This is a genomic window from Polyangium mundeleinium, from assembly GCF_028369105.1.
Taxonomy (GTDB): domain Bacteria; phylum Myxococcota_A; class Polyangia; order Polyangiales; family Polyangiaceae; genus Polyangium; species Polyangium mundeleinium.
In genome coordinates, this window is the sequence record NZ_JAQNDO010000001.1 from 7844836 (window position 1) to 7861052 (window position 16217).

Sequence of the window (16217 nt, forward strand, 5' to 3'; positions counted from 1 at the left end):
CGACGATGAAATCGCTCCTCCGTCCCGCGATCACGTTGCTCGCCGCATTCACGCTCCTCACGGGCGTGCTGTATCCGCTGCTCGTCACCGCCGTCGCGCAGGCGGCCTTCCCGGCACGCGCGAACGGCAGCCTGATTCGCGAAAGCGGGCGGGTCATCGGCTCCGAGCTGATCGGGCAGCCGTTCGACGATCCGCGGTACTTCTGGGGTCGCCCGTCCGCGACGCCGAGCCATCCCTACAATGCGGCGGCGTCGAGCGGATCGAACCTCGGGCCGACGAACGGCGCGCTCCGGGACGCCGTCGCGGCACGGATCACGGCGCTCCGCGAGGCGGATCCGGGCAATGCCGCGCCCATCCCCGTCGACCTCGTCACGGCCTCGGGCAGCGGCCTCGACCCGCACATCTCGCCAGCCGCCGCCTCTTTCCAAATCGCCCGTGTCGCGCGGGCCCGCGGGCTCGACGAGGCCCGCGTCCGTGCCCTCGTCGACGCGCACGTGGAGGGCCGTGTCCTCGGCGTCCTCGGCGAACCACGCGTGAACGTGTTACGCCTGAACCTCGCGCTCGACCAGGCGGCAGCTCATCCATGACCGATCCCGAAAGCCGACCCGATCCCGACGCGCTCGTCCGAAGGGCGCACGCCGAAGAGGGGCGCGAACAACGCGCGCGGCTCCGCGTCTTCTTCGGGTTCGCCCCCGGCGTCGGAAAGACGTACCGCATGCTCCAGGTCGCGCGGGAGCGGGCGATCGAGCAGAAGGTCGACGTCGTCGCCGGGATCGTGGAGACACACGGGCGCGCGGAGACGGAAGCCCTGCTCGAAGGGCTCGACGTGCTGCCGCGGCGCAAGGTGGAGTATCGCGGGCGCGCCCTCGACGAGCTCGACCTCGACGCCGCGCTCGCGCGAAGGCCCAAGATCCTCCTGCTCGACGAGCTCGCGCACACGAACGTCTCGGGATCACGGCACGCGAAGCGCTGGCAAGACGCGATCGAGCTGCTCGACGCGGGCATCGACGTCTACACGACCGTCAACGTGCAGCACGTCGAGAGCCTGAACGACGTGGTCGCGCAGATCACGGGCATCCAGGTCCGCGAGACGATCCCTGATTCGATCCTCGATCGCGCCGACGAGATCGAGCTCGTGGACATCGCGCCCGAGGAGCTGCTCGCGCGCCTGCGCGAAGGAAAAGTGTATCTACCGGAGCAGGCGAAACGCGCGGCCGCGCATTTCTTCCAGCGCGGCAACCTGCTCGCGCTGCGCGAGCTCGCGCTGCGGCGGACGGCGGAGCGCGTCGACGTGGACATGCGCGAGTATCGCGAGCAGCACGGCGTGATCACGCCCTGGCCTGCCGGCGAGCGGATCCTCGTGTGCATCAGCCCCGCGCCGAGCTCGGGCCGGCTTTTGCGCGCGGCGGCGCGGATGGCCGCGGGCCTGCGCGCGCCGTGGGTCGCCGCGTACGTCGCGTCGCCGGCGGCGAAGGCGCCGAGCGAGGCCGATCGGGCGCGGCTCGAAGCCCATTTGCGCCTCGCGGAGACGCTCGGCGGCGCCGTGACGCGGCTCTCCGGGGCGAGGATCTCCGAGTCGCTCCTGCGTTATGCGCGCAAGCACAACGTCACGCGCATCATCATCGGCAAGCCGACCCATTCTCGCCTCCGCGACCGGCTGCGCGGCTCGCTGCTCGACGAGGTCGTGCGCGGCAGCGGGGACGTGGACGTGCTCGTCATCAGCGGCAGCGAGAGCGCCGAGACCACGCCGGCCCCGCCGGAGCTGCCGAAGGAATCGGCGCGGCCCGTGATGTATGGGTCGGCCGTGCTGCTCGTCGCGGCCACCACCGTGCTCGCGGCGGCCGTGCGCGTGATCTACCCCGTCCCCGATCTCGAAGTGCTTTACGTGCTCTGCGTCATGCTCGCAGCCGTGCGCTTCGGGCGAGGCCCCTCCATCCTCGCGGCGGTCCTGGCGGTGGCTTGTTACGATTTCTTCTTCGTCCCGCCGCTCCACACGTTCGACGTGGCCGATGCGAAGTATCTCCTGACGTTCGCCATGATGTTCGGCGTCAGCCTGCTCCTCAGCGCGCTGACGGCCCGCATCCAGCGGCAGGAGCAAGACGCGCGGCATCGCGAGGCGCAGACCGCCGCGCTTTACGATCTCAGCCGGGATCTCGCGGCGGCGGACGATACCGGAGCGGTCGCCGCGGCCGTCGCGCGCCACGCCGAGCAGGTCTTCGAAGCGGCGGCGCACGTGCTGCAATCCGCGAACGACGGCGCGCTTCAGGCTGTCGCCGTCGCCCCGGCCGCGGCGTCCCTCGATTCGGCCGATCTCGCGGTCGCCCGCTGGGCCTTCGAGCACGCGCGTCCCTCGGGCCTGGGCACGGATACACTCCCGGGCTCGAAGGTCGTATGCGCGCCCCTTTCCGTGCGCGGCGCGCCGCTCGGCGTGCTCGTGCTCGCGCCGAAGAGCGCGACGCCGCTCGGGGCCGAGCAACGCGCGTTCCTCGACGCTTTCTGCAGGCAGGCGGCCTTCGCGTTCGAGCGGGTGCGGCTCACGAGCGAGGCGAACAGCGCGGCCCTGCGCGCGAAAACGGAGGAGATGCGGAGCTCGCTCCTCTCGGCGGTCTCGCACGACCTTCGCACGCCGCTCTCGGCGATCACGGGCTCGGCCACGGCGCTGCGCGACGACAGGGGCCTCGGCGAGAGCACCCGCGCCGAGCTGCTCGACTCGATCTGCGAGGAGGCCGAGCGGCTCGAACGGCTGGTCGCGAACCTGCTCGACATGACGCGCCTCGAATCGGGCCCGGTGGCGCTGAAGCGCGCGTGGGTGCCGCTCGAAGAGCTCGTCGGCTCCGCGCTGACGCGGCTCGAACGAAAGCTCGGGGACCGGCCCGTGAACGTCGTGTTCCCCGAAGCGTTACCGCTCCTGTCCGTGGATCCCGTACTCTTCGAGCAGGTGTTCATCAACCTGTTCGAGAATGCAGCGCGCTACACGCCCGCGGGATCTCCGATCGAGGTCATCGCCCGCGGCGAGCCCGGCGGGGTCGTCGTCGAGGTGGCCGATGCGGGCCCGGGGCTGCCCGCGGGGAGCGAGTCGCGTATCTTCGAGAAGTTTTATCGCGGAGGGCATACGGGCACCGTGGGGGCGGGCCTCGGGCTCGCGATCTGCAAGGCGATCGTCGAGGCGCACGGCGGCACGATCGCCGCGGAGAACCGCGCCTCCGGCGGCGCGAACTTTCGTATTCACGTGCCGATCCCCGGCGTCGCCCCGCTCATCCCCGCGCACGTCGAGGAGGCGCGCCCATGACGGACTTCCGCCCGCTCGTCCTCCTCGTCGAGGACGAACCTCAAATGCGCCGGTTCATGCGCGCGACGCTCACGTCGCACGGCTATCGCCTGCTCGAAGCGGGCACCTCCGCGGAGGCGCTCATGCTCGCGAGCACCCACAATCCGGAGCTCTTGCTGCTCGATCTCGGCCTGCCGGACGGCGACGGAATCGACCTCACGCGCCGGATCCGCGAATGGGGACGGATGCCCGTGATCGTCATCTCGGCGCGCGGGCGCGAGGATGACAAGGTGGCCGCGCTCGACGCGGGGGCGGACGATTACCTGACCAAACCCTTCGGCGTGAACGAGCTGCTCGCGCGGATGCGGGTCGCGCTCCGGCACGCGGCCGCGGGCGTTACGTCGAGCGGGGTGCAGACGATCGAGCTCGGCGAGCTCCGGGTCGATCTCGTGCGGCGCGAGGTGAAAAAAGGCGGCCAGGAAGTGCACCTCACGCCCATCGAATACAAGCTCCTCGTGCTGCTCGCGCAGAACGCCGGGAAGGTGCTGACCCACCAGCACATCCTGAAAGAGGTATGGGGGCCGGCGTATGCGAACCAGCCGCATTACGTCCGGGTCCACATGGCCGAGCTGCGAAAGAAGATCGAGGCAAATCCAGCGCGGCCGAAGTGGCTCGTGACGGAGCCGGGCGTCGGGTATCGGCTGCGGGATCGAAGCGTGGACGACGCGGGGGCGTAAGCGCCGTCCAGGGCCGGCGCCATTCCGGTCTGCCCGGGAAACATTCCCCCACGCGCGCGTGCGAAATCCCCACGCTCCCCCCCGTGGCATATTCTCTGCTTTTGCGGACGAGCGGTTGGAGGTCCTCTACGTGAAACCTTCCTTCACACGCTGGTTCGTTGTTTCCGTTGGAATCATCGTCACAGGGGCTGCCTGTGTGCCCGAGCCGAAATCGGTGCCGTGCTCGAACCAAGGCGACTGCGAGGGCAAGAACGTGGCGTTCCAGTACTGCCTCGAACGGCGCTGCGTCGAATGCGTGAGCGATGCGGGCTGCGGGATGGGCAATACATGCGTCGCTGGCCTCTGCGCGCGCTCCTGCAAGGACGGTCGTGATTGCCTCGACGGCTCTTCCTGCACGAGCGACCGCTGCACGCGCCTGTAGCGTCTCTCTCCTCTAGCCCCCTGAGGCACCGGGGCAATCGACCGGCGAATACGCGCGGCCCTGTGCCTCCTCCACGGCGCGCTCGGCGAGGCGCTGGCCCGCGAGCGCGGCCCGGAGGACGCCGGGGAGCACGGCGAGCGTCGTGATCGTCCCGAAAAACATCCCGAAAATCACCACCGTGGCGAGCGGGCGCTGCACCTCGGCGCCCGCGCTCTCTGCGACCGCCATCGGCATGAAGCCGAGCGCCGCGACGGCGGCCGTCGTGAGCACCGCGCGCACGACCGCCGTCGCGCCACGCGTGACCGCCACGTCGAGCGCCTCGCCCGCAGACAAACGCCTGCGCACCTCGCTGGCGATCACCACCCCATTCAGCACCGCCACGCCGCCGAGCGCGATGAACCCGACCGCCGCCGACAGGCTGAAGGGCAACCCACGCGCGAGCAGGCCCAGCATGCCGCCCACGAGCGAGAGCGGCACCATCATGAAGACGGCCAGGGCAAGGCGCACGTTCTGGAACATCCAGAGCAGCATGCCGAAGATGAGCACCACGACGGCCGGCACGAGCAGCGCGAGCCGCTTCTGCGCGCGCTCGAAATTCTCGAATTGCCCGCCCCACGCCATGTAATAGCCGGTCGGGAGCGGTACGTCGCGCTCGACGGCCGCCTTGGCTTCGTCGACCCAGGAGACCAGGTCGCGTCCCCGCAGGTTCACGTCGACACGCACCGTCCGTTCGCGATCCTGCCTTCGGATCGAGCTCGGTCCGTCCCCCTCGGCGAGCGTGACCACCTCCCGCAGCGGGACGCTGCGCCCGCGCGAGGTCTCCACGAACAGCTCGCCGAGCGCCGCCGCCGAAGGCTCGGACGGGGGATTCAGCACGCGCAGGTCGAACTTGCGCTGATCCTCGTAGATGTCGCCGACGCGCACGCCCTCGCGCGCCGCGCCGATCACGGTGAATGCATCCTCGACCCGCACGCCGTACCGCGCCATGCTCGCCCGGTCCGCGACAGCGCTGATCACGGGCTGGCCGAGGAGGCGCTCGACCCGCACGTCGCCGGCGCCCTGGATCGCCTTCACCCGCGCGCCGATCCGGTCGGCGACCGCGGCGAGCTCCTCGATGTCGCTGCCGACCACCTTGATCGAGATGTCGGCGCGCGAGCCGCTGATGAGCTCATTCGTGCGGTCCTCGATGGGCTGCGAGACGGAGACGAACGTCCCCGGCACGCGGGCCTCGACCGTCTCCTTGAAGACCTCGGAGAGCTCGTCGAAATCGCGGGCCGTCGACCACTCCTCGGTCGGGCGGAGCCTCACGAGGATGTCCGTGTTGTCGTTGCCCACCGGATCGATGGCGACCTCGGCGCGCCCGGTCATCCCGAGCGTGCTCACGACCTCGGGGAAGCCGTGCAGCACCTTCTCGGTCGCGAGGTCGAGCCGCCGCGCCTCGTCGAGCGAGATGCTCGGCGCGCGACGGATGGTCACCACCGCGTCGCCCTCGAAGATCCGGGGGACGAACTCCGCGCCGGCCTGGGCGAACCAGAACGTCGTCACGACGAAGGCCACCGCCGACGCGCCGAGCAGCGGCCATCGGAGCGCGACGGCACGTCCGACGATCCGCTCGTACCGCGCCGTGATCCACTCCATCCACCGCGGCCCATGGCCCTCGGCCGGCGGCACCAACGTGACGAGGAGCGCGGGGAAAAAGAGGACCGAATAGACGAGGGCGCCGAAGAGGGCGCACGCCATGGTCAGGGCCATCGGCCGGAACATCTTTCCCTCGATGCCTTCGAGGAAGAGCAGCGGCACATACACGAGCATGATGATGGCCACGGCGAAGGCGACCGGCCGCGCCACCCCCTGCGCGGCTTCGGCATAGGCCCGCGCCCGCGCGTCGCCCGCGAGCTTTTGGCCCGCCACGGCCGCGATGACCGCTTCGAGCATCACGATCGGCCCATCCACGAGGAAGCCGAAATCGATGGCGCCGAGGGACATCAGATCGCCCGTCACGCCGAAGGCGTGCATCCCGAGCACCGCCACCGTCATGGCCGCGGGGATCCCGAGGACGACCGCGAGCGCGCCGCGCAACGTGCCGAGGAAGAGCGCGAGCACGATCGTCACGACGATCACCCCCTCGGCCAGGTTCTTCAGCACGGTGCTGATCGTTCGGCCGACGAAATCGGCGCGATCGTAGACGACCTCAATCGACGCGCCGGGCGGCAGCTCCGCCTCGATTTCCTTCACCCGCTCCCCGACGGCGGCGACGACCTCGCGGCTGTTGCCGCCGAGGAGCATCATCACGATGCCCGTCACCGCCTCGCGTTCGCCTCCGTGGGTGATGACCCCATACCGCAGCGCCGCGCCGATCTGCACATCCGCGACGTGCTTGACGAGCACGGGCGCGCCGCCGTCGTCCGCGCGCAGCACCACGTTGGCGATGTCTTGCTCGTCGCGCAGCATGCCCTGCCCGCGCACGGTGAACGACTCCTCGCGCCGCTCGACGTAGCCGCCGCCCACATTGACGTTGGCGGTGCGGAGGGCCTCGATCACATCCTGCACGGTCATGGATTGGGCGTTCAGGCGCGCCCGATCCACGACGACCTGGAACTGCTTGAGCTCCCCGCCCATCGTGTTGACCTCGATCACGCCGGGCACGCCGCGGAGCTTGGGCACGATCTCCCAGTCGAGCAGCGTCCGGAGCTGCATCGGCGAGTGCTGCGAGCTTCGCACGACGAACTGGAAGATCTCGCCGAGCCCCGAGGAGACGGGGGCGAGCTCGGGCGTGCCCGCCGAGGCCGGCAGCTCGCGCTCCACGGCGCGCAGGCGCTCCAGGACGAGCTGGCGCGCGAACCACACGTCCGTGCCGTCGGCGAAGACCACCGTCACGGCCGAAAGACCGCCGCGCGAGACGCTCCGCAGCTCGGTGCCGCCGGGAACGCCATTGAGCGCATTCTCGACCGGAATGGTCACGGTCCGCTCCACCTCGACGGCGGAGAGGCCCGAAGCGCTCGTGAGCACGGAGACCTGGATCGTCGAGACGTCCGGCATCGCGTCGATGGGGAGCGCGCGCACGGCCACGGCCCCCACGCCGAGGAGCAACGCGAAAAGGACGAGCATCAGCGCCCGCAGGCGAATCGAGGCAAGGACGATACGTGACAGCATGGTTTTACCGGTAAAGCTCGCTCTTCAGGGCAAACACGCCGCGGCTCACCACGAGCTGCCCCGCGGAGAGGCCCGCGGTGACGCCCTGGTGCGTGCCGTCGTTCGGGCCGAGCTCGATCATCGTCGGCACGACACGATCGGGGCTCTCGGCGAGGAACACCGTCGGCCGCCCGTCGATGTACGTGACGGCCGTCATGGGCACGGTGAGCATCGTGCGCGAAGGGCCTGAGGCCTGGATGATCGCGGTCACGGATTGCCCCGGCCGGAGCTTCCGTTCTTGGTTCGAAACGGCGACACGCACCTCCGCCGTGCGCGTCACGGGATCCACGACATCACCGACGTGGGCGACACGACCGGGGATCGGCTCGCCGCCCACGCGCGTGATCTCCACCGGATCGTCCTTGTGGATCGCGTCGACGTTGCTTTCGAACACCGAGAGATCGACCCAGAGATGATCGAGGTTGGCGACGCGGAAAGCGATGAGGTGGGCGTCGACGGATTGGCCCGCGAAAATATGCCGCTCGACCACGGTCCCTTCGAGCGGCGCGCGCAGCATGTACACGCCAAACGGGCTGCCGGGGGAGCCGCTCATGGCGTGCACGCGTTGTCGCGCGGCTTCGAAGACCGCGCGTTGCTCCTCGTGCGTCGCGGTCGCGACCTCGTGCTCGCGCGCCGTCGACAGACCTCGCTCGGCGAGCTCGCGCTCACGTTTCTCGTTGATCGAGGCGGCCTTGCGATGCGCATTGGCCACGGCCACGCTGGCCTGCGCCGTGCCGAGGTCCGCGCTCTCGATTTCGGCGAGCACGTCCCCCTTCTTGACGCTGACGCCCTCGACCCTCGCGAGCGAGCGAACGAGCCCAGGGATCCGTGTCCCCACCGCGGCCACGTGCGCCGGGTCGAAATCGACGGTGCCGACGACCTTGATCCGCGGGACGAGTGGCGAGAGGCGCACGGGCTCGGTCTCGATGCCCGCGCGTTCGCCAAAGGCCTTCGAGAACACGATGGCCTTGCCTTCGACGTGCGGGACGTCGGCCTTCGTCACGGGGACATCGGCCTCGCCATTGCCTCCGCGCAGCCACGCGAGCACGCCGGCGGCCGCGAGCGCGGACAGGCCCGCGGCGATGCCCCAGCGCCCCCATCGCGGCCTGCGCTCCTGCGTGGGCGCTCGGGGGGGCTGCGTGTCGCCCTCCGGGAGGCCCTCGTCCGCGGGGAGCAGGGTCTCCGCGCCCTCGTCGATCGGGTTCGTCTCGTTTGTCACGGCAATTCTCCCGTCCATGCGACGATGTCGCCGAGAATGGACCATTCCCGCGCGATGAGCTCCAGGCGTCGCAATCGCAAAAGCTCGAGGTCGCGGCGCGCGGTGAGCACGAGGAGCATCTCCCCCTTGCCGGCGGTCTTCGTGGCGATCGCCGCGTCGGCGGATGCTTGCGCCGCGGGCAGGGCGGTCGTGTCGATCACCTCGCGGGCGCGGCGCACCTCGGCGCGCTCGAGCTCGAGGCCCGAGAGGCCCTGCGTGACGAGGCGTCGCTTCACCTCGGCCTCGGAGAGCGCCCGCGCCCGCTCGGCGTCCGCGCGGGCGACCTCGGCTTGCTTGCGCCGCGCGAAAGGGAAGGTCCACGAGAGGCCGCCGCCGAAGCGCGGCTCGCCCAGGTCTCCGCGGCCCGCGGTCACGATCAAGTTCACAGGCGGGTGGGCCTCGATCGCCGCGCGCTGCCCCGCCCGCGCGTAAAAGCTCGCCTCGCGCGTCGAGGCGGCCACGTGGGGCGACGCGTCCGCGATCTGCGCGGCGCCGGCTTCTCCGTACGTCTCGCCCGGGACGGGGGGCATGGCGGACGCGCCGTCGGGTGGCTTGAACATGCGCCCCGTGGCGCGCGCGAGATCCACGAGCGCGCGCGTGAGATCGGCGCGGCTCTCCTGCAACATCACCATGTACCGCGCGTGCTCCATGCGCGCGAGCTTCTCCTCCTGCAGGGTCGCGTCGCCGGCTTCGCGCCGCTGCTGATACACCTCCGCCTCCGCGCCGGCGTCGCGCACGATCCCTTCGAGCGTGTGGACCCGCGCCCCCGCCACGAGCGCGGCACCATAGGCCCGCACGGCGTCGCCCTCGGCCGAGAACTGCGTCACCTCGAACAGGGTCCTTTGCCAGGCGACGAGCGCGTCCGCCTCGTCGATCCTCCGGGCCCGCTGCCCGGACACTTCGAGCGGAAGCCAGAGGTTCGCCTGCACGGCCGCGTCCTTCGTCACCCCCTGGAGGCCGCGGTCCACGAAGACCTCCAGGTAGGGGTTGTCGAGCGCCGAGAGCCGCGCGCCTGCGTACGAGGCCTGCGCGACGCCCACGCTTCCCCGTGCGCGCACGACCTCCGGGCCGCGTTCACGCGCGAGCGCCATGGCGCGCCCGAGGGAAGGAAAGGCATCCGATGCGGGCAGCGCGGCGGCGTCCGGGGGGGACGCCGCGTCGCCGCGGAGGGCGGCAGAGGTCCTGGGGCGCTCGTCCGCGCCTGCCGCGCCGGCCGCGAGCAGGCTCGAAAGCAGCGCGGCCAGCACGGGCGAGCGCCGCCGCGCGCGTGAAAGGGCCGCCGCGCCCGAAATCAATTGGGTCGCAAACGATTTCATCAGGCTGGTTCAACTCCGAAGGGGTGGCGTTAAAATGTCGTTCGAGCGGAGCAAGCAGCGGCAATGCCGAATGCCGAAGGAAGCGCGACCGCGACGAGGCGCAGAGCAGGACGCGTGCCACCGCAAAACGAGGCCCCAATCGAGCGCTGGGCCCACGCCCTGGCAGGGAATTTTTCCCAGCCGATCGGGAATTCTTCCTGCCGCTCGGCTGCGCGCAAAGCCGCGGTGGCTCTGGTAGGGGCCTTCCGTTCATTCGACGGGCAGCACGTCCTCGGTCCTTCGCTTGGCGAGAAACACGAACATCGAAGGCACGAGGAAGAGCGACAGGAAGGTGGACGAAGCAAGGCCGCCGGTGACGGCGAGGGCGAGGGGGCGGTTCGACTCCGTCCCGTGTTCGAGGCCGAGCGCCGTCGGGAGCAAGCTGATGATGGTGGCGAGGCTCGTCATGGCGATCGGGCTGAAGCGCGCGCGCCCGGCCTCGACGGCCGCTTCAAGGACGTCTTTCCCTTCCTGGAACGCGCGGTTCGCGTGGTCGACGAGCAAGATGCCGTTCGAGACGGCAATGCCGATGACCATCAGGATCCCCATCAGCGCGGGAATGGAAAACCCCTCGCGCGCGCCGAGGAGCGCCGCGACGATGCCGACGAGGCACACGGGGATGGTGAACAACATGACCAGCGGCAGGCGAAGCGATTTGAATTGAATGGTCATGATCATGAAGACGACCATGACGGCGAGGCCGAGCGCGACCCCGAGGCCGCCGAACGTCGTGCGCATGAGCTCGACCTGCCCGGCCATGGCGAAATGCACGTCGCGGGTGCGAGGATCCTGCCGGAGCCGCGCTTCGAGGTCGGCGGCGGCGCTGCCGAGATCCCGCCCCTCGGTCTGCATGAGGACGTGCGCGACGCGCTGGAGGTGGTTGCGCTCGATGGAGATGGGCCCCGCGGATCGCTCGATCGTGCCATAACTGCCGAGGGTGACGGCGCCCGAGGCCGTCGCGCGGATCGGGATCTCGCGGAGCCGGTCGGCCTCGCTCACGATCCCGCGATCGTACGCGGTGACCACGTAATACGACTGGCCATTCGAGCCGTCGACCCAGACCGAGGGCGCATTGATGTTGCCGAGCGTCGCTTCGAGCGTCGTCTGCGCCGCGGCGCGCGCGGTCACGCCGACGAGGCCGGCTTCCTGCCGGTCGGTGGCGAGGCGGAGCTCCGGGTACTCGAGGTCGAGCGTGGTGTAGATGTCGCGCACGCCCGGCACGGTCCGCGCGACCTCGGAGACGGCGCGGGCCTGGGCGTCGAGCTCTTCGAGGTTGTCGCCGCGCACCTCGACGACGAGCGGGGCCATGTATCCATTCGAGAAGACGCTGGCCACGAGCCCGCCGGGCGCCTGCAAGAACTCCACGCCGGGAAAACGACGCGCGAGGATGCCGCGCATCTTGTCGGCGATCTCGCGCTGCGAATGCGAGCGCTTTTCGGGCGGCACGAGCGCGACACGGAGAAACCCCATGTGCGGGCCGGCGTTCGGGCTGTTCATCTTCGCGCGGGCCTTGCTCGGGGCCCCGACGTTCATGAGCACGAGCTCGACCTCGTCCTTGGGCAATTCCTCGCGGAGCGCCTGCCCGATCTCCTGGAAAATGCGCGTCGACTCTTCGAGCGAGGTCCCGGGCGCGAGGCGCACGTAGACGCGCTCCATCGATTCGTCGATCTCCGGGAAAAACGCGCTCGGAAGGCGAGTGGCGCCGTAGGCGCTGGCCACGACGAGCACGACGGCCGCGAGAACGACCGCGCCCCGGTGTTCGAGCGCCGCCCGGAGCGCCGCCGCATACGCCCCCGCGAGCCTCTCGACGGCCCGTTCGAGCCCACGCGCGAGTTTCCCCGGTTCGCCGTGGCCGAGCAGGTAACGGCAGGCGACGGGCGTCACCAGCATGCTCACGAAGTATCCGGCGACCATCGCCGAGGCGACGGTGAGCGCGAGCGGGGAAAAGAGCTTCTTCGCGAGCCCGGTCAAGAGGACGACCGGCAGGAGCACCGCGATCGTGCAGAGCGACGCGGCGAGCGCGGGCCCGGCGACGAGGTTCGCGCCCCGGAGCGCGGCCGTCGCGTCGTCCTCACCGGCGAGCCGCCTGCGGTGAATGGATTCGAGCACGACGACCGAGATGTCGACGAGCGGCCCCATGGCGAGCGTCAGCCCGCCCAGCGTGAAGGCATTGAGGGATTGGCCGGTCGCGTAGAGCACGAGCAGGATGACCGCGAAGCTGAGCGGCACGGAGATGGCCGCGATGAGCACCGAGCGCCCGCTCTGGAGGAAGATCAGGATGACGCCCGCGATGAGGAAAAGCGCCTGCACGATCTCGCGCCCGAGCCCCTTCATCGCGCCCTCGACGAACGTCGATTGATCGAAGATGGGCTGCACGACCATCCCGGGCGGGAGCTCCGGCAGGTGCGCGAGCGCCTCGCGGATCGATTCGACGATCTGCACCGTGTTCCCGCCGGGGATCCGCAGCACGTTGAGGTAGACGGCCGGTTTTCCATCGACGGAGACGAACTGCGTGGGGAGCGTGCCGCCGTCCTCGACCGTGGCCACGTCGCGCACGAGCACCGGGTGGCCGCCCACGATCTTCACGACGGCCTCGCCGATGTCCGAGACACGCGGCGCGACCGCGTTCGTATAGACATTCGCCTCGAAGCCCGCGCCCATGAAGCGGCCTGAGGGCAGGAGCGCGTTGGCCTTGTCCACCGCGGCGGCGATCTCGCCCGAGGTCACGCCGCGCGCCTCGGCGCGCACGGGGTCGACGACGACGTTGATCTGACGCTCGCGGCCGCCGTTCGGCGAGGCGCTGGCCACGCCCGGGATGCCTTCGATGATGGGCTCGACGGTGTTGACCGCAAAATCATAAAGCTGCGGCCCGGTGAGCCCGCCCCCGTGGACGGCGATCTGGATGAGCGGGGCGTTCGAGGGATCGTATTGCAAAACGAACGGCGGCAAGACGCCGAGCGTCTTCGGGACGGACGACATCGCGAACGCGACCTGCTGCTGCACCAGCGATTGCGCGGCGTTGAGGTCCGTCCCCCATTTGAGCCACACGTAAATGATGCTGAGGCTGTTTCGGGACTCGCTCTTGATGTGGTCGACGCCGGGCGTGGCCGCGATGAACTTTTCAAGGCGCCAGGTGATCGTCTTTTCGACGTCCTTGGGCCCGAGCCCCGAGGCGAGCGTGCCGACGATGAGCACGGGCGGCGTGAGCTCGGGGAAGGTGTCGACGGCCATCCGCGGCGTGACGACCGCGGAGAAGACCATCAATGCAATGCTGAGGACGAGCACCGCCAGCGGATTTCGGAGCGCGACGCGGGTCATCGGACCGCGCCTCCCGAGGGCGCCGGCGCGGAAACGGGCACGAGGGACGGCACGGGCGCGGCAGAGCCTTCGACCTTCGCGCGCACCACGTCGCCATTGCGGATCTGCGCCCGGCCTTCGACCACGAGGAGGGAGCCGGGCAAGATCGAGGGCTCGACGAAGAGGCTCTTTCCGGTCTCGCCGAGGACACGCACCGTGGCCTTTCGCGCGATGTCTCCTTCGACGATGACCACGGTCGCCTTGGATCCGCGCACCGTCGCCGCGCGCAGCGGCAGCTCGATGGCGGGCGCGGGCGCGCCGACCTCGGTGAAGACCTCGGCCGTGGTCCCCACGGGCAACGTGCGCTCCGGGTCGGGTACGTCGATTTCGACGTGCAACGTACGGGTCACCGGATCCGCCGCCGGGGAGCGCCGCGCGACACGCGCCGCCATTTCTTTCCCCGTCGCGAGCAAGCGGAGCTTGACCTCGGCGCCCGGCGTGACCGCCTGGAAATCGACCTCGGGGACGTCGGCCGTGACGCGGACGATGGCGCGATCGACCATCGAGACGAGCGCCGTCCCGGGCCGGACGAAGGTGCCGGGATCGAGGTTGCGCCGGGTGATTTCGCCGTCGAACGGCGCCTTGAGCACGCAATCGTTCACTTCGAGCGCCTTGCCCGCGAGCTCGGCCCGGAGCGCCCGGAGCTGCGCCTCGGCCGCGGCGCTCTGCGCGATCTTTTGCTCGGCCTCGTTCTTGGAGACGAATCCGTCGTCGACGAGGCCTTGCACGCGCGCCGCCTCGCTCGCGATGGCCCGCTGCCGCTGATCGAGCGCGCGGGCCTGCATGGCGACGCTCTGGCTCTCCGTGGACGCGCTCCGGCAATCGAGCGTCGCGAGCACCTGCCCGCGCTTGACGACGTCCCCCGGCCGCACGAGCACCGTCTCGACATAGGCCGCGACGAGCTGCGGGCCGACGTTCGCCTCCTGCCACGGCGCGAGCGTGCCCACGAAGCGCCGCGTGGGCCGGTACGTGGCCTCGCGCGCCGGCACCACGGTCGCGCCCTTCGGCTGCGCCGAGAGTGGCGTCACGTTCGACGCCTTCGCCCGGACGAGCAGCGCCGCGCCTCCGCCGAGCGCCACGAGCAGCGTCGCGCCGAGCGCCCCGATCAACCGCCGATCCATCCGCTTCATCAGCGCACCTCCGCCACGGCCCGCTGGAGCGCAGCCCGCGCCCTCGCCACGGCAAAACCACCAACCGCCCGCTCGACCTCGGCCTCGACCCGCAACGCCTCGGCGTCGACGAGCTCCAGCATCGTCCCGAGGCCGGCCTTGAACCGCGCCTCGGCCTGCTCGTGGTTCGCCCGTGCCGCAGCCGCCGCGCGCTCGAGGGCCCCGAGCGCCTGGCGCGCGGCCACGAGGCCGAGGTGGGCCTGCCGCACGGCCGCCTCCTGCATCACGCGTGTCGCCTGGAGCTCCGCCTCGCGCACGTCCTCGACCTCGCGCAGCGCGTCGCGCCGGGCCACGAGCACCGGATCGTAGATCGGGACGCTCAGCACCACGCCCACGTCCCAGTTCGGCACGAGCGGCGCGAAGCCGTGCCCGCCCACGGTCGACCCATTCGACGGCGGCGCGCCGCCCGCGCGCCCCGAGATCGCGGCGGTCAGGAAGAGGTCCGGGCGCATCATCGCCGCGGCCGCGCGTGTCTCGGCCTTCGCGAGGTCGACCCGCGCCCTGGCCTCGTGCATCTCGGCGCTGCCTCTCCGCGCGCGTTCGAGCAGCTCGTCGAGGGATCCGAGCGCCTCCTCCTCGCTCGCCTCGTCGCCCGCGTCGAGCGCCGCGTCGGGCACGCCCACGACGGCCGCGAACACGGCCTGCGCGGCGGCGAGCGAGCCCTGGGCCCGCACCTTCGCGACCTCGAACCGCGCGACCTCGGCCTCGGCGCGGGCGAGCTCGACCGGCGTTCGAAGGCCCGCGCCGACGCCCGCGCGCGCCGCGTCCCGATGCGCCGCGGCCCTGCCCGCGGCTTCGTCGGCGGCTCGAGCGACCGATTTCGCCGCGCGCACGGCCCAGTACGCCTCGGTGACCTGCAAGGCCACGTCGAGCTTCGCGCCCTCGGCGCGCTGCCGTTCGAGCTCGGCCTGGGCGTCGAGGGCCGCGGTCTGCGCGGCGATCCGGCCAAAATCGAAGATCTCCTGCCGCACGCCGACCGCCACGAGGGTCGAGGCGTAGGGCGTGAAGTCCGGCTCGGGCGAGATGCGGGTCGCGCCGATCCGCGGCAGGTCGACGCGAGGGTTCGAGAGGATGGTCGCCGTGGAGTTGTTGACCGTCGAGCCGATGATCTGCGCTGTCGCGCCGACGGAAGGAAGCCACTGCGCCCGGGGCACGAGCGCCGCGGCGCGCGCCGCCTGCACACGCGCCCGCACCACGAGGAGATCCGGATTCCGCTTCTCGGCAAACGTGATCGCCTCGCGCAGCGAAAACGCCCGCACGCCCGGCGCCTCGGCGACGGCGACGGCGGCCTCCTGCGCGGACGAGGCACGCGGCACGAGCAGCAGGCCGAGCGAAAGCAGAGCCATCCACCGCCACCGTACGGCGCGATCCTCGTGAAGCATGCCAGCCGTAGGAGCACCAACGATGCCAACGGGTCCGGCGCGCCGAATCGCTGGAGATCCGGGGTTCGACCCTGGCCC

At 70.7% G+C, this 16217-nt stretch carries 10 protein-coding genes; 4 read left to right on the forward strand and 6 right to left on the reverse strand.

Annotated features, from left to right (window positions below):
• Positions 1-5: 5 nt before the first annotated feature.
• The 4 genes from kdpC to POL67_RS31240 all read left to right on the forward strand — a co-directional run bounded on the left by kdpC (position 6) and on the right by POL67_RS31240 (position 4426).
• Positions 6-587 (forward strand): potassium-transporting ATPase subunit KdpC, encoded by a 582-nt coding sequence (kdpC, locus tag POL67_RS31225; RefSeq protein WP_271923763.1) that lies wholly within the window; start codon positions 6-8, stop codon positions 585-587.
• Positions 584-3289, forward strand: a complete 2706-nt coding sequence (locus POL67_RS31230) for a DUF4118 domain-containing protein (protein ID WP_271923765.1) — start codon at positions 584-586, stop codon at positions 3287-3289. Before kdpC ends, POL67_RS31230 begins: the two co-directional genes overlap by 4 nt.
• On the forward strand, positions 3286-4005 hold the full coding sequence (locus tag POL67_RS31235) for a response regulator (RefSeq protein ID WP_271923766.1): 720 nt from the start codon (positions 3286-3288) through the stop codon (positions 4003-4005). The genes POL67_RS31230 and POL67_RS31235 overlap by 4 nt, the downstream gene beginning before the upstream one ends.
• 196 nt (positions 4006-4201) lie before the next feature.
• Positions 4202-4426 (forward strand): hypothetical protein, encoded by a 225-nt coding sequence (locus POL67_RS31240; protein ID WP_271923767.1) that lies wholly within the window; start codon positions 4202-4204, stop codon positions 4424-4426.
• A 12-nt stretch (positions 4427-4438) separates the two neighbouring features.
• Here the strand turns inward: POL67_RS31240 and POL67_RS31245 are convergent, their stop codons facing one another.
• The 6 genes from POL67_RS31245 to POL67_RS31270 all read right to left on the reverse strand — a co-directional run bounded on the left by POL67_RS31245 (position 4439) and on the right by POL67_RS31270 (position 16103).
• The gene (locus tag POL67_RS31245) at positions 4439-7579 is read right to left on the reverse strand and encodes an efflux RND transporter permease subunit (protein WP_271923768.1); all 3141 of its coding nucleotides are present in this window, start codon (positions 7577-7579) and stop codon (positions 4439-4441) included.
• A 4-nt stretch (positions 7580-7583) separates the two neighbouring features.
• Complete coding sequence (locus POL67_RS31250) at positions 7584-8837, reverse strand: efflux RND transporter periplasmic adaptor subunit (protein ID WP_271923769.1); 1254 nt, start codon at positions 8835-8837, stop codon at positions 7584-7586.
• Positions 8834-10192 (reverse strand): TolC family protein, encoded by a 1359-nt coding sequence (locus tag POL67_RS31255; protein WP_271923770.1) that lies wholly within the window; start codon positions 10190-10192, stop codon positions 8834-8836. Before POL67_RS31255 ends, POL67_RS31250 begins: the two co-directional genes overlap by 4 nt.
• Positions 10193-10441: 249 nt before the next feature.
• Complete coding sequence (locus POL67_RS31260) at positions 10442-13549, reverse strand: efflux RND transporter permease subunit (RefSeq protein WP_271923771.1); 3108 nt, start codon at positions 13547-13549, stop codon at positions 10442-10444.
• Entirely contained in the window at positions 13546-14718 is a 1173-nt protein-coding gene (locus POL67_RS31265) for an efflux RND transporter periplasmic adaptor subunit (protein ID WP_271923772.1), read from the reverse strand. Before POL67_RS31265 ends, POL67_RS31260 begins: the two co-directional genes overlap by 4 nt.
• Complete coding sequence (locus POL67_RS31270; RefSeq protein ID WP_271923773.1) at positions 14718-16103, reverse strand: TolC family protein; 1386 nt, start codon at positions 16101-16103, stop codon at positions 14718-14720. The genes POL67_RS31265 and POL67_RS31270 overlap by 1 nt, the downstream gene beginning before the upstream one ends.
• Between the last annotated feature and the right edge of the window lie 114 nt (positions 16104-16217).

What these genes read in the sequence shown, in the direction of transcription:
- kdpC (WP_271923763.1), top strand. Translation starts at nt 6, where the DNA reads ATGAAATCGCTCCTCCGTCCCGCGATCACGTTGCTCGCCGCATTCACG.
- POL67_RS31230 (WP_271923765.1), top strand. Translation starts at nt 584, where the DNA reads ATGACCGATCCCGAAAGCCGACCCGATCCCGACGCGCTCGTCCGAAGG.
- POL67_RS31235 (WP_271923766.1), top strand. Translation starts at nt 3,286, where the DNA reads ATGACGGACTTCCGCCCGCTCGTCCTCCTCGTCGAGGACGAACCTCAA.
- POL67_RS31245 (WP_271923768.1), bottom strand. Translation starts at nt 7,579, where the DNA reads ATGCTGTCACGTATCGTCCTTGCCTCGATTCGCCTGCGGGCGCTGATG.
- POL67_RS31255 (WP_271923770.1), bottom strand. Translation starts at nt 10,192, where the DNA reads ATGAAATCGTTTGCGACCCAATTGATTTCGGGCGCGGCGGCCCTTTCA.
- POL67_RS31260 (WP_271923771.1), bottom strand. Translation starts at nt 13,549, where the DNA reads ATGACCCGCGTCGCGCTCCGAAATCCGCTGGCGGTGCTCGTCCTCAGC.
- POL67_RS31265 (WP_271923772.1), bottom strand. Translation starts at nt 14,718, where the DNA reads ATGAAGCGGATGGATCGGCGGTTGATCGGGGCGCTCGGCGCGACGCTG.
- POL67_RS31270 (WP_271923773.1), bottom strand. Translation starts at nt 16,103, where the DNA reads ATGGCTCTGCTTTCGCTCGGCCTGCTGCTCGTGCCGCGTGCCTCGTCC.